This window comes from Brevibacterium sp. S22, assembly GCF_004745485.1.
GTDB lineage: Bacteria > Actinomycetota > Actinomycetes > Actinomycetales > Brevibacteriaceae > Brevibacterium.
Genome location: NZ_RHFG01000006.1, coordinates 27,777 through 40,820 on the forward strand (window position 1 = coordinate 27,777; position 13,044 = coordinate 40,820).

Annotated in this window: 15 protein-coding genes; 11 read left to right on the top strand and 4 right to left on the bottom strand. The window is 66.9% G+C overall.

Annotation, left to right across the window (positions count from 1 at the left end; genetic code table 11):
• The first annotated feature begins 24 nt into the window (after window positions 1-24).
• Genes EB835_RS07520 through EB835_RS07535 form a run of 4 tightly spaced genes read left to right on the top strand, consistent with a single transcriptional unit; the run spans window position 25 to window position 1,757 of the window.
• Window positions 25-207, top strand: a complete 183-nt coding sequence (locus EB835_RS07520) for a DUF2273 domain-containing protein (RefSeq protein ID WP_135808856.1) — start codon at window positions 25-27, stop codon at window positions 205-207.
• A gap of 4 nt (window positions 208-211) precedes the next feature.
• Complete coding sequence (locus EB835_RS07525; protein WP_135808857.1) at window positions 212-601, top strand: Asp23/Gls24 family envelope stress response protein; 390 nt, start codon at window positions 212-214, stop codon at window positions 599-601.
• A complete protein-coding gene (locus EB835_RS07530) occupies window positions 598-1,164 on the top strand; it encodes a DUF6286 domain-containing protein (RefSeq protein WP_135808858.1) in 567 nt (188 codons plus the stop codon). Before EB835_RS07525 ends, EB835_RS07530 begins: the two co-directional genes overlap by 4 nt.
• Window positions 1,161-1,757: an alkaline shock response membrane anchor protein AmaP gene (locus EB835_RS07535; protein ID WP_135808859.1), complete on the top strand. Its 597-nt coding sequence runs from the start codon at window positions 1,161-1,163 to the stop codon at window positions 1,755-1,757. Before EB835_RS07530 ends, EB835_RS07535 begins: the two co-directional genes overlap by 4 nt.
• Window positions 1,758-2,178: 421 nt before the next feature.
• Here the strand turns inward: EB835_RS07535 and EB835_RS07540 are convergent, their stop codons facing one another.
• The gene (locus EB835_RS07540) at window positions 2,179-2,955 is read right to left on the bottom strand and encodes an SDR family NAD(P)-dependent oxidoreductase (protein WP_135808860.1); all 777 of its coding nucleotides are present in this window, start codon (window positions 2,953-2,955) and stop codon (window positions 2,179-2,181) included.
• Window positions 2,952-3,776, bottom strand: coding sequence for a thioesterase family protein (locus EB835_RS07545; protein ID WP_135808861.1), 825 nt, complete (start codon window positions 3,774-3,776; stop codon window positions 2,952-2,954). Before EB835_RS07545 ends, EB835_RS07540 begins: the two co-directional genes overlap by 4 nt.
• A gap of 129 nt (window positions 3,777-3,905) precedes the next feature.
• Between EB835_RS07545 and EB835_RS07550 the strand changes: the two genes are divergently transcribed.
• On the top strand, window positions 3,906-4,700 hold the full coding sequence (locus EB835_RS07550) for an exodeoxyribonuclease III (protein ID WP_135808862.1): 795 nt from the start codon (window positions 3,906-3,908) through the stop codon (window positions 4,698-4,700).
• Window positions 4,701-4,809: 109 nt separating this feature from the next.
• Window positions 4,810-5,724 carry a GTP pyrophosphokinase gene (locus EB835_RS07555; RefSeq protein ID WP_135808863.1) on the top strand — a complete coding sequence of 305 codons (915 nt, stop codon included), beginning with the start codon at window positions 4,810-4,812 and terminating at the stop codon, window positions 5,722-5,724.
• Here EB835_RS07555 and EB835_RS07560 read toward each other — a convergent pair.
• Both EB835_RS07560 and EB835_RS07565 read right to left on the bottom strand, forming a co-directional pair.
• Entirely contained in the window at window positions 5,721-6,539 is an 819-nt protein-coding gene (locus EB835_RS07560; protein ID WP_135808864.1) for a DUF1707 SHOCT-like domain-containing protein, read from the bottom strand. The genes EB835_RS07555 and EB835_RS07560 overlap by 4 nt on opposite strands.
• A gap of 19 nt (window positions 6,540-6,558) precedes the next feature.
• Complete coding sequence (locus tag EB835_RS07565) at window positions 6,559-7,338, bottom strand: hypothetical protein (RefSeq protein WP_240688622.1); 780 nt, start codon at window positions 7,336-7,338, stop codon at window positions 6,559-6,561.
• A 250-nt stretch (window positions 7,339-7,588) separates the two neighbouring features.
• Between EB835_RS07565 and EB835_RS07570 the strand changes: the two genes are divergently transcribed.
• The 5 genes from EB835_RS07570 (at window position 7,589) to EB835_RS07590 (ending at window position 13,006) form a co-directional block, all read left to right on the top strand.
• Entirely contained in the window at window positions 7,589-8,467 is an 879-nt protein-coding gene (locus EB835_RS07570; RefSeq protein WP_135808865.1) for a DUF5926 family protein, read from the top strand.
• Window positions 8,468-8,553: 86 nt separating this feature from the next.
• Window positions 8,554-9,312 (top strand): glycosyltransferase family 2 protein, encoded by a 759-nt coding sequence (locus EB835_RS07575; RefSeq protein WP_135808866.1) that lies wholly within the window; start codon window positions 8,554-8,556, stop codon window positions 9,310-9,312.
• The gene (gene pheA / locus EB835_RS07580; RefSeq protein WP_168216656.1) at window positions 9,309-10,247 is read left to right on the top strand and encodes a prephenate dehydratase; all 939 of its coding nucleotides are present in this window, start codon (window positions 9,309-9,311) and stop codon (window positions 10,245-10,247) included. Before EB835_RS07575 ends, pheA begins: the two co-directional genes overlap by 4 nt.
• A 69-nt stretch (window positions 10,248-10,316) precedes the next feature.
• Entirely contained in the window at window positions 10,317-12,173 is a 1,857-nt protein-coding gene (locus tag EB835_RS07585) for an FAD-binding dehydrogenase (protein WP_135808868.1), read from the top strand.
• Window positions 12,170-13,006 (top strand): SDR family NAD(P)-dependent oxidoreductase, encoded by an 837-nt coding sequence (locus EB835_RS07590; protein WP_135808869.1) that lies wholly within the window; start codon window positions 12,170-12,172, stop codon window positions 13,004-13,006. Before EB835_RS07585 ends, EB835_RS07590 begins: the two co-directional genes overlap by 4 nt.
• The last annotated feature ends 38 nt before the right edge of the window (window positions 13,007-13,044 follow it).

Genomic DNA, 13,044 nt, shown 5'->3' on the forward strand with positions numbered 1-13,044 from the left:
CACCACCTCGGCAGAAGGAATGCCATGTCGAAAACTCTCATCGGACTCCTCGTCGGCCTGACGCTGGGAATCGTCGCCTACTTCGGCGGCTTCCTCGCGTTCCTCGTCGTCGCCATCTGCGGCGGACTCGGCCTGGTCATCGGCCTCGTCCTCGACGGGCGCCTCGACCTCTCCGCGCTGAGCTCACGCTCGACGACGCAGAGGTAGCGCCGTGGCCCCAACACTCGACGACGCTCCCGCTCGCCGAGGCGGCCTGACGATCGCGGACAAGGTCGTGGAGCGCACCGCCGGGCAGGTGCTGAAAGATCTGCCCGGTGTCGGCGGCACGAGCTCGGGCCTCTTCGGAATCGGAGCGAGCTCCAGCCTGGACACCCGACCGTCCGTGGATGTCACCCTGTCCGGACGCAGCTGCACACTCGCCGTCCAGCTGGGCCTGGCCTACCCCACCCCCATCGCCGAGGCGACCGAACGGCTGCGCACCACGCTGAGTGCCGAAGTCGAACGTCTCACCGGAGTCACCGTCCGCCAGGTCGACATCAGCGTGCGGTGGCTCGCTCCGGATTCCTCCGGTGCGAATCGAGGAAGGAATCGCCTGCAATGAGCACACGCCTGCTGCGCAAGCGGCCCGCTCGCATCGGACCGGCCACGCTCTCAGCGATCGTGCTGCTGGCTCTGGCCGTGGGGCTCGGCTGGGCCGGCATCGCCGCTCTCGTCGCCACCGGATCCGCCGCTGCTCCACTGACCGGCACCTCCACCGCCGAGGCGGCAGGGGGACTGCATTGGAACTCCGCCCTGGTCATCGCCGTCGGGGTGGTCCTGGCTCTGCTCGGACTCGTCGCCCTCATCCTCGGCCTCTCCCCCGGAGCTCGCCGGATCCTGGGTGTGAGTGCCGACGGCTCCGACCACATCGATGACTTCGAGGTGGCCATGCCCACCTCGGCGCTGTCGCAGATCGCAGCGGCTGCCGCCGACGGAGTCGATGGTGTCAGCGGGGTCAAGGCATCGTCGAATGCGAAGTCGACGATCGTGACGTTCTCGACCCCGATCCGCGACTCTGAGCCGATCCGCGCCGAGGTCGAAGCCGCTGTGAAGGACCGCTTCGCCGCGATCTCGTTCGACCGCACCCCTGCGGTGAAGGTCCAAGCCAGAAGGAGCCAGTCATGAGACGCACGGCCGCCGCCGCGAACCGCACGGGGCTGATCATCCTCGGCCTCATCGCCATGGCTCTCGGGCTCGCAGTGCTCGCCATCGGCTTCGGTCTCACCGCGTCGATCGATCCTGCTCTGGAGGCGGGAGCCGATCTCGGTCCGGTCGCCTCGGTGCTTGCGCTGCCCTATTCGGCGCTCATCGCGGTGATCGCAGCACTCATCCTCGCCGTCATCGGACTCCGCTGGCTGAGTGCGCAGGTCCCGCGGAAGGACTTCGCAAAACCGTTCCGGATGCAGGCCGACTCCAGGACGGGCCTGACCACGGTCAATGCCGAAGTCATCGCCGAGGCGGTCGCCGCCGACCTCGAATCCGCCGACGGTGTCTCCGATGCCCAGGTGATTCTGCGCGGCACCGCACGCCGCCCGGAGCTGCTCATCCACGTCGCTGCCGATGAGCGCGCCGACATCGATGCGATCATCGCCGATACCGCGCAGCGCGCCGCCGGCAATGCGTCTCTGGCACTCGGTGCCCCGCTGAGCGCGGTGGCGCTCGAGATCGCCATCGCCCGCACCCGTTCGCGCCGCCAGCGCACCGTCAACATCCAGTAGCGGCCCGAATGCAGGTCACCATCGGATACTTTCCGACGTCAGAAATGTCCGTTCGCGACCCAGATTCGGGCGACGGTGTCCGATGGTGACCTGACGTCGGACAGAAGCCGCGAAGAACTGCTGTGAATGACAAGAACCCCGGGGCGCGTAATCGCGACATCCCGGGGTCCTCGCAGCACTCCCCTCGAGTACCCGGACGCATCCCCATACGTCCGTTATGTCCGCCCGATCCCCACCGGGCGAACATCATAATTTGACCACACTTTCGTGTCGCTTGTAAAGAATCTCACCTACTGTCTTGAATCCTGTCAAGACTCATAGCACAGAAGTGAACAGAATAAAACCCCTGGTCACAGGCTCAGACTCCGGTAGTTCAATCCTCAACCCGATTGAGCAGTGCTTGCGGGAAATTGCATATAGGTCACTTCTCGCGGGTGCGGGCGAAGGAGAATCCGTTCGACCCCCAGCGCATGAGCGGACGCGGCACTGCGGGGGCCACGAGTGCGGCCACGCGGTAGCCCCACCCCGGCACCGAGACGATCTTTCCCGCACGCGCATCACGCAGCGACTCCCGCACCACCTGATCAGCGCTGAGCCAGATCAGACCGGGCCCGGGACGCTCCACGCCGAGGCGGCTGTGGAATTCCGTCCGGATGAAACCGGGCAGAACTGCCGTGACCGTCACCGGCTCGTCCCTGAGCTCGCCGGCGAGTGCCTCGGTGAACACCAGCGTCGAGGCCTTCGAGGCTGCATACTGCCCCATCGTCGTCATTGCCGCCAGCGAGGAGACATTGACGATGCCACCGCGGCCGCGGGCCCGCATGCGCCTGGCCGCAGCCAGCGACAGCTCCCTCACTGCCCCGGTGAGCACCTGATCCTGATCGTTGAGTTCGGCGATATCGGAGCTCAGCAGGGTCTCCCGCAGACCATAGCCGGCGTTGTTGATGAGCACATCGATCCGCTGCTCCGCGATGATCTCGACGACGGCGTCGATGCCGTCACGGGTCGACAGATCGGCCACGGCCACCTCGGCGAGGATGTTCTGAGTGGCCCTCAGCTGCTCGGCCAGCTCCCTCAGCCGGGCTTCCTGCCGGGCGACCAAGACGAGGTCGTAGCCCTCAGCGGCCAGTGTGCGGGCATAGCCGCGCCCCAGCCCGGAGCTCGCCCCGGTGATGAGGGCACGCGGCCGCCGGCTCATACTGCTCCGCGGCCCCTGCGCACGGTCAGGGACTGCACCGCGGTGCCGACGGGACCGCCGGCGTCACTGAGCACGCTCGTCGTCTGGCCCAAGCCGGTCGGCCCGAAGGCGACCTTGGTGTCGAAGCCGATCCAGCCGGAAACGGGAAGGCGGGTGAGGTGGATGGAGAGGTCGACGTTCGGGAAGAAGGTCGTCTTCGGGTCCGCGCGGACGGCCAGACCGTTGGCGGTGTCGACGAATTTGACGAAGGCCGCGGTCGGCGGGTCGATCTCACCGTCGACCAGAGGGTAGGGGCTGCGCAGCCAGGACTGCGCGCAGCCGGGATGGGCGTCCGCTGCCTGACGGCCTTCGAGTGAAGCGATGTAGCCGCCTCCCCAACGGTTGGTGAACGGAATCTCGGGCACCTCGGACACGGGCGGCAGCGCCGACCATTCGTCGCCGGCGACCTCTTCTGTGTCCGAGGCCTGCAGTCGCCAGACTCGCGCGGTCACGCTGGTGCGCTCACCGTGGCGCATATGCGCTTCGACGAGTTCGATGGTGCGGCCGGGGCGGACGACGTTGACGTCGATGGTGAACTCACCGGAGTGGATGACGCCGAGGACGTCGAAGGTCACCCGGGAGATCAGCTTGTCACTGGGCAGCCGACGTTCGATCTCTGCGAGCACGATGCCGGAGGCCGGGGCCAGGTGCTGTTCGCCGGGCTGCCAGGCACCCTGGCTGTGCAGGGTCGAGATGAGGCGGTCCTCGGACAGGCGCACATAGTAGGAGTCAGGGCAGGCAGCCCCGTCGTGGCCGAGGTGTTCGTTGGGAGCTTCAGGCATGGTCCCAGCTTATCGATCCCGCACCGGTCGATTCTGCACAGGGGCCAGGCGATCGCCGGCACAGCCCACGAGGCAACTTCGCCCGCCGCGGCGTTTTCACCTCCGGCGCGGACGGCTTAGGGTGGGAGAGTGAGAATCGCTACGTGGAATGTGAACTCGATCCGCGCCCGCCACGACCGCATCGGGGCCTGGCTGGATCGTTCGGATGTCGATGTCCTGGCCATCCAGGAACTCAAGTGCAAGGACTCGCAGTTCCCCGAGGAGCTGTTCACCGAGCGCGGCTACGAGGTCAGCTATCACGGCCTCAATCAGTGGAACGGCGTGGCCATCGCCTCGCGCATCGGACTGGCCGACACCGGGATCGGTTTCAAGGACATCCCTGCCTTCGGCTCGGAAGAACCCGTCGTCGAAGCCCGGGCCCTGTCGGTGACCTGCAACGATGTGCGCGTCTATTCGCTCTATGTGCCCAACGGCCGCGAACTGGATCACCCGCACTACAGCTACAAGCTGGACTGGTACAAGGCTCTGACGGCCGATATCACCGCGCAGCTGAGCGCCGAGCCGGAGAAGAAACTCGTCCTCTGCGGTGACTTCAACGTCGCCCCGCTCGACGAGGACGTCTGGGATATGGCCGAGTTCGACGGCGCCACACACGTCTCGGATGCCGAACGCGCCGCCTTCGAGGACCTCCTCAGCGCCGGCCTGACCGAGGTCACCCGCCAGTTCACGCCCGGACCCGGCGTCTATACGTTCTGGGACTACCAGAAGCTGCGGTTCCCGAAGAGGCAGGGCATGCGCATCGACTTCCAGCTCGCCTCACAGGCACTGGCTCACACGGCGACAGCCGGCGAGATCGACCGCGAAGAGCGCAAGGGAAAGGGAGCGTCCGACCACGCCCCCGTCATCGTCGACTACGACGTCTGACTCACTCGTCTCACCCTTTGGCACCGGCGCGGCAACATTAGCGGCCAAGCCATAGACATCCTCGGCGTCTTCTGGTGAAGTTGAATCAGGAGCTAGGAAGGTGACGAGGATGTCAGCAACTGTCCGCGAATTGGTCGATGAAGCCTACGACCGGCGCGAGTCCACGTGGAGGGCCGCCCTCGAGACGGTCAACGACTGGGTCGAGTCCGCCTGCGCCGCATCGGCCCTGCTCTCCGGCGACCGGGTCCGCGTCGCCGACGGTCGGATCAAGGACCGACTGCGCACGGGCGAGAAGCTGCGGCGCAAGCTCGCCGATGCGAACGACGAGATCCACGAATCCGTCGAGGTCGAGAACCAGGTCGTCGACGTCGTCGGCGCCCGCGTCATATGCCGCACCGAACGCGAGCAGTCGGCCCTGTGGGATCTGCTCACCGAGGCGGGCGACGACGCGAACCTCTCCATCGCCGAGGTGCGCGACTACTCCGCGACCCCGAAGCCTTCCGGGTACCGTGGCCGCCACCTCATCGTCGAGGTTCCCTTCGACTCCGAGCCCTCCGTCCTCGTCGAACTCCAGCTGCGCACGATCATGCAGGATGCGTGGTGTGTCCTGGCCGAGGAGCACCTGTTCAAACCGGGCCAGGCCCTGAAATCCGATGCCCAGCAGGAACGGCTGTCTGTGATCCTCGCGGGCCTCATGGCGCAGGCCGATTCCGTGGCCGGCTTCATCGCCGACGATGTCGGCGCTTACCTGGGCATGGGCAATTCCGCTCAGCCCCGAGTCTTCAACGCGGCGGACGAATCGACCGATCCGGCCATCGAGGTCACGATCCGCGAACTCAACCACTCCTATGTCCTCGCCGCCGACGAGGTGGGTCGCCACGGAATCATCCGTCTGGAGACGCTCGGGCTGACTCCCGACAATCCGGAGCGCTCCGCCTTCCCTCATCCGGGCGACAAGCTGCAGGTGCGGATGGACGAGTCGAACACCACCCGGTACTTCATTCCTGTGGGGCGGCAGAGTTAGACGCGGGTGAGTCCGTCGAGCGTCCAGGCGAAAGTGTTCGGTCCGTCCCAGATCGTCACCAGCCACTCATCGGCGGTGAGGTCATAGCCGATATCGAGACGGTGCGCCTGCGTGTTCCTGCTGAGTTCGGATCTCACTTCGTCATGCAGCGCGGCCACATCGACATCAGGGAACTCGTCGGGGTCGAGCCATCTGTCCGACGGACTCTGATTCTCATCGGTTTCGACCGTCGGACGGTTGTCCCTGCGGAATCTGACGGTCATCCACTCGTCATTCTCATCCGACCCTTTGACGGCGAAGTCATCGCCCCCGCCCTCGATTCGTCGGATCATCGTCAGCCCCATCCCGCTCGCATGGTCGAGCGCGGTCGACACCGTGTCCTTCTGCCAGTTCTCCACCTGCACCAGATCGGTGGGAACGGACCTCCCGTCAGCTGTCTCCGGCGAAGGCGCGTCTCCAGCACCGGAGTCTGATCGTCCGGCCGCCGCGGCGTCGTCGTTGCCCTTCACCCACGTCCGGGTACCGGCCCAGGACGCGGCGGCGATTCCGAGCAGGGCGGCCCCGCCGAGGATGAACCGGCGACGGTCGGTCTTCTGCACTCTGTCGAGTTCCGCGTCATGCCATTCGAAGGGGAGGTCGGCGACGAGGCTGTCGAGGTCATCGAAACTGGTCGCCTCCTCGGCGCGGGCGATCCTGGTCTCGTGTTCCGCTGTCGTGAGTCGTTCGTCGGCGAGCGCTTGGTTGAGCGCGGAGAGATAGGGTGCGCGTTCGTCGCGGGAAGGGCGCCAGTCGTGCTTCTTCCTCAGCTCATTCATCTGTGTCTCTCAGCCCCCTTCAGCCTTCGTCCGACCGATAGATCGAGATGAGTTCCTGCCCGTCGCCGGTCCAGCGCAGGTAGCCCCCGTTCCTGCCGTATTCGCCGCCTTCGACGGTCACGGTGATCACCGGCTCCACAACCGGTTCGCCGCCCCCGTCCTGCCCGCGCGGTCCGCGCTCGACGCTCAGCTCGACCCTGCCGATCGTCGGACCGCCGAGCTCCTTCTGCGCCGCCTGCGACATCGCCGGGATGAGGTCGACAGCGAACTCGTCGAGCGTGAAGAGGTCGGTGTCCTTCGAGAGATGACCGGCATCGGCGATCCTGAGGTCCCCTTCCCCGTAGTCGGTGAGGCTGTCGACCCCGCTCGAGGTCTTCAGGCTGCGGGCCCTGGCTTCGAACACATCCGGGCCGATGGATACCTGTGTGAAATGGGTGTACCCCTTGTCCTCGATGTTCTTGAGCACGGCTTCGAGGGCAGCGGGGTCGTCGATGAAATCGGCTGCGGGCTCCGCCGGATCCGCGGACTCCGCATCGGCTCGGCCCCCGCCGAAGAGTTCGCCGAGTCCGCCGGCGACGACGAATCCGAGGGCCGCAGCGCCTCCTGCCAGCAGCAGTCGCCGGTTGAGTTTCGGGGAGTCCTTCTGTCCCTTCCGCCGCTGACGTCTGATCGCCTCGGCGCGGGTGAGGGTGGTCGGGAAATTCGACCTCGGGTCGGGGAAGATCCTCGAGCGCCTTCTGCAGATCCGAGGCGCGACTGCCGGTCTCGATGAGAGTGGAGCGACGCTCGAACTCCTCATCGTCGATGCGTCCATCGGCAAAGGCGTTCGACAAAGCAGTGCGGAAGGCATCACGTTCGACGAATGAGGGGCGCATTTCAGACACGACCCCATGATGCCACCGATGTAGTCGCGGGAAGCATCCGGCTCCCGCCGCGTGACGCCCGTCAGCCCCGAGTCCCTCTCATCCGCACCCCCGAACCCCACACCCATCCACACGCCCGCGGACCCGTCGGCCCGGCATCCGCTGCACCGACTAGACTTGCGTCCCATGGGAAAGAAGTCGAAGCGCTCCAAGGAAGAACTCATCGCCAAACGCCTCGCCAGGGCGCAGGCCACGGCATTCGTCGCACGTCCGTTCGCGGACCTGCCGTTCGAGGCCGACCTCATCTGCCTGCGCGAACTCGTGCCCGCGGCCACCGCGACCGCGAAGCTGAATGAGGAGTACGGCGGCCACGAGGTGACCATTGCGTCCCTGCTGCCCGCCGCGTGGCAGGCCTGGCGCCGCGACGACGGTGAGATCATGGCCGGAATGCAGGTGCCCGTGTCCTCGACCGACGCCTCCCGCGATGTCGCCCGCGGCATACTCGCCGCCGTCGACGCCGAACCCGGCACGTCGATCGAAGCGACGACCGAACCCGGTGAGGGTCCGCGTCTGCAGGACATCCTCGACACTTCGCACCCGTTCGAGGTCCGCGTGCTCGAGAACTTCGACTACTGGGCCCTGCCCGAGGCCGAGAACGACCCCGAGGTCGGCGCCGCCCTCCAGCAGGCCAACGACTCCGTGGCCCCGACCGAGAAGCTCGCCTCCGTCGACTCCGCCTACTGGACCGAGATGTCGGGCCGCACGTACGTGCGCTGGGCCCGTTCCGAAGGTGAGGACCGCATCGTCGACGCGATGGCCCGCCTGCAGGCCGAGAACGCCAACGACCTCGGCGGCATCGGCACCTTCCTCGGCTACTTCCGCGCACACGGGATCATCGTCCCCGCCTGGGAGCTCGAGTTCGGCACTCAGGTCGACGACGTCGAGGAGCCCATCGCCGCGTTCGGCAAGCGCATGGACGAAGCGCTGAACACGACCGAGCCGATGAGCACCGAGGCCCGCCGCGTCCGCTCGGGCATCGTGTCCCGCCAGCTGACCATCCACTGACATCCGCCGCCCCGCCGGCGGGGTTGGGCACGGAATCGTCGGTGCCCGGCCCCGCCTCGGTGCCGGTGACGGACAGGAGAACCCCCATGAGCGCACAGCCGCACCCTGCCCCCGAGGCGGTCGCCGCCGTCATCCCCGCGATGAACGAAGCCGACCGGATCGCTGCCACCGTGATCGCGGCCAAGCAGATCCCCGGCGTCGACATGGTCCTCGTCGTCGACGATGGGTCGCACGATGACACGGGAACCCTCGCTCGTCGGGCCGGCGCCGAGGTGATCACCCACCCGAAGAACAAGGGCAAGGCAGCGGCCATGATGACCGGGGCGTTCGCTCTGCGCAATCGGGAGATCTCCGACGCCGACCCGGGCGTAGAACCGCACCACCGGGCGCTGCTGTTCATCGACGGCGACCTTGAGGACTCCGCCGTGAACACCGCTCCCCTGGCCGCTCCCGTACTGGCAGGCGAGGCGGACATGACGATCGCGATCCTGCCTGCTCAGAAACGCAAGGGCGGGGGCTTCGGCTTCGTGGTGGGATTGGCGAAGAAGGGCATCGCCGAACTCTCCGGATTCGAGGCCACCCAGCCCCTGTCGGGAATGCGCTGTCTGTCACGGGAGGCCTTCGACGCGGCCCTGCCCTTCGCCGCCGGATGGGGTGTCGAGGCGGCCATGACCATCGACGTCGTCAACGCCGGACTGCGCGTGGCCGAGGTCGAATGCGACCTCCACCACCGGGTCACCGGCCGCGACCTCAAGGCGCAGCTGCACCGCGCCGCCCAATACCGCGACGTCGCCCGCGCAATCCTCGTCCGCCGCGTGCGCGCGAAGAAGGAGACCGGCAAGTGAGTCTGAACCGTTTCGCCTATCTCGGCCCCGAGGCCACCTTCACCGAGGCGGCCCTGCTCAGCTTCCTCGACTCCCGGAACCTACGCGACGGCGCATCCACGCACCCGATGCGCAATGCCGCCGCCGCACTCGACTCGGTGCTCGAGGGCGACTGCGATGCCGCCGTCGTGCCGATCGAGAACTCCCTCGAAGGCGGAGTCCCGGCCACGATCGATGCTCTGACCGAACACGGACGTCTCCAGATCATCGCCGAGGTGGTCGTGCCCGTCCGCTTCGTCCTCGCGGTGAAGCCCGGGACGACGAGGGAGGAGATCACCACATTCGGCTCCCATCCGCACGGTGAGGCACAGGTGCGGGCGTTCATGAACGAGAACTTCCCCGAAGCCGTCTACCTGCCGACCTCCTCGACCGCTGCGGCCGCCCGGGATCTGGCCAATGACGCCGGTGACCATGTGGCCGCAGTCTGCCCGGCCCTGGCCGCGCAGCGTTACGGACTCGACGTCGTCGCCGAGGACATCGGCGACCGCCAGGATGCTGTGACCCGCTTCGTCGTCGTCACCCGACCGGGTCCGCTGCCCACACCGACCGGCGCGGACAAGACGACCATCGTCGCGGCCCTGCGTTCGGACCGAGCGGGTTCACTGCTCGAACTGCTCGAACAGTTCTCCAGCCGCGGGGTCAATATGTCCCGCATCGAATCTCGACCGACCGGCGACGGACTGGGTCTCTATCAGTTCTCGATCGACCTGCTCGGACACATCCATGAGGCCCGGATGGCCGAGGCTCTGCAGGGCGTGCATCGGGCGGCGCTCAAACTGCACTTCCTCGGCAGCTACCCGAGCTCCGATGGTGCCGTGGTGCCGATCGATCCGACGACGTCCGACGAGTCCTTCACCGCCGCCGCCGACTGGCTGGAATCCACGCTGGGCGGCTGATTGCCTCCCTCACCGGGAGAGTCTGCGATACTGATTCCTACTGGCAAGTAAGCGACAGAGGAGTCGACGATGAGTTCTTTCGGCAGCACAGGCCCAGACAGCCGCACATCGCCCGATGCGATCATCGTCGGTGCCGGACTCGCCGGACTCGTCGCCGCTCATGAGCTCACTCTGGCCGGCAAGCGCGTGCTCATCCTCGACCAGGAGAACCGGGCCAACCTCGGCGGACAGGCGTTCTGGTCCCTCGGCGGACTCTTCCTCATCGACTCCCCCGAACAGCGGCGGCTGCGCATCCACGATTCGCTCGAACTCGCACGAAGCGACTGGGCCACCTCGGCCGGCTTCGACCGGGAGGATGATCACTGGCCGAGGAAATGGGCCGAGGCCTACCTCGAGTTCGCCGCCGGGGAGAAACGTCGGTACCTGCGTGACCTGGGCCTGCGCCTGACCCCGATCGTCGGCTGGGCCGAACGGGGAGGGTCCGGGGCGGGCGAACACGGCAATTCCGTGCCCCGTTTCCACCTCACCTGGGGCACCGGCCCCGAGGTGGTCCGGGTCTTCCGCGAGCCCGTCGAAGCCGCCGAGGATGCCGGCCTCGTTGAGTTCGGCTTCCGTCACTGCGTGGACGAACTCATCACCGAAGGCGGTGCCGTCGTCGGCGTCCGAGGGCGCGTGCTCGCGCCCTCCCCCACGGCGCGTGGGGTGGAGTCGAACTGCGACGAAGTCGCCGACTTCGAGCACCGCGCACCCGCCGTCATCGTCACCACCGGCGGGATCGGACACAATTTCGACCTCATGGAGAAGTATTGGCCGGTCGACCGCCTCGGCGAGTTCCCGGATACGATGCTCGCCGGTGTACCCGCCCATGTGGACGGACGGATGCTGCAGGTCGCCGAGGATGCGGGGGCGAGCCTCATCAACCGGGACCGTATCTGGGCGTATACGGAGGGCATCGAGAACTGGAATCCGATCTGGCCGGGGCATGGGATCCGCATCATTCCGGGGCCGTCGTCGATGTGGTTCGATGCCGAGGGCAACCGCTTCCCGGCGCCGAACTATCCGGGTTTCGACACGAACCGGACGATGAAGACGATTCTGGACACCGGGCACGACTATTCGTGGTTCGTGCTCAACGAGTCGATCATCCGCAAGGAGTTCGCGCTCTCGGGTTCGGAACAGAACCCGGACCTCACGGAGAAGGACATCCGGATCACCCTCGACCGCGTGCGGTCCTCGGATGCTCCGGGACCGATCGAAGCATTCAAGAAGTACGGTTCGGATTTCGTTGTAGCCGATTCATCCGAAGAACTCGTGACGGGGATGAACGAACGCTCCCGCGGACCTGTCATCGACCACGACCGGCTGGTCGAACAGATCGTTCAGCGGGACCGGCAGACCGAGCACGCCTATTCGAAGGACGCGCAGGTCCAAGCGATCCACAATGCGCGGGCCTACCTCGGCGATAAGATCGTGCGGGCCGTGAAACCACACAAGATCCTCGACCCGGACCACGGGCCGCTCATCGCGGTGCGGCTGAGCCTGCTCTCACGCAAGACACTCGGCGGGCTGGAGACGAACCTCGACGGGCAGGTCATTGCGGGCCGAGGCTCCGCCGGCGACGCGGACGGTGCGAGTGATTCGCGTGGCAGCGACGCGCCTGCGGGCGATGCACGTGCGGGCGGTCGCCGTGCCGGTGGCGGCACACCGATTCCCGGTCTCTATGCTGCCGGCGAAGTCACGGGCTTCGGCGGTGGCGGCATGCACGGGTACAACGCGCTCGAAGGAACGTTCCTCGGCGGGTGCATCTTCTCAGGCCTGCGCGCCGGGCGTGCGGTCGCAGCCGGTGAAGGATCGACGGGATCTGACGGGACAGCCGAGTCAGACGGACGCGGGACGGCCGCACGCGGAACGAGAGGAGAAGCGTGAGCACCGCGCAGGCAGATCTCACCGTCCTCGTCACCGGGGGCACCTCTGGAATCGGCAAAGCCGTCGCCGAGAAGCTGGCCGCGAAGGGGTGCATGGTGCTGGCGACCAGTCGGAATCCCGACCGCCTCACACCTGCCGACCGCATCCCCAGTGTCCGCTACCTGCGACTCGACCTGGCCGATCCGCGCGGCCCGGAGGCACTGGCCGAAGAGCTGGATGAACTGGGCGTGCTCGATGACATCGATGTGCTCGTCAACAATGCCGGAGAGAGCCAGTCAGGTCCCTTCGAAGAGCTTCCGGCCGAGGCGATCGAACGCCTGTTCCGCACGAACGTGTTCGGACCCGTTCGGCTGAGCCAGCTCGTGCTGCCCGGAATGCGGAATCGTCGACAGGGACGCATCATCATGGTCGGGTCGATGCTCGCGAGTTTCCCCCTGGCACACCGCAGCTCGTATTCGGCGGCGAAGGCGGCTCTGCGCGCCTTCGCCACGGCCGCCCGACAGGAGCTCTCCCCCTTCGGGGTGTGGGTGAGCACCGTCGAACCGGGATCGATCGCCACCGGCATCGGCCTGCGCCGGACGAAATACCTCGACGAAGGGTCGCCCTATACGGCGGACGTCACGACGATGCTCGAGCATCTCGATGCCAATGAACGTGGCGGCATTCCGGCGGAGAAGGTCGCTTCCACGATCGTCGATGCCATCGTCGCGCCCAGGCCGCGGGAGTTCTATGCCGTCGGCAGCCGGGCCCCGCTGCCGTTCCTGCTTAAGCGCGTCCTACCGAGGTCGCTGATGTCGAAGATCGTCGCCGCCCAACACGGCCTGAAGCGCTGAGCGGCAGGGCCGCCCGACGCCGAGGTGAGCCCTGACCG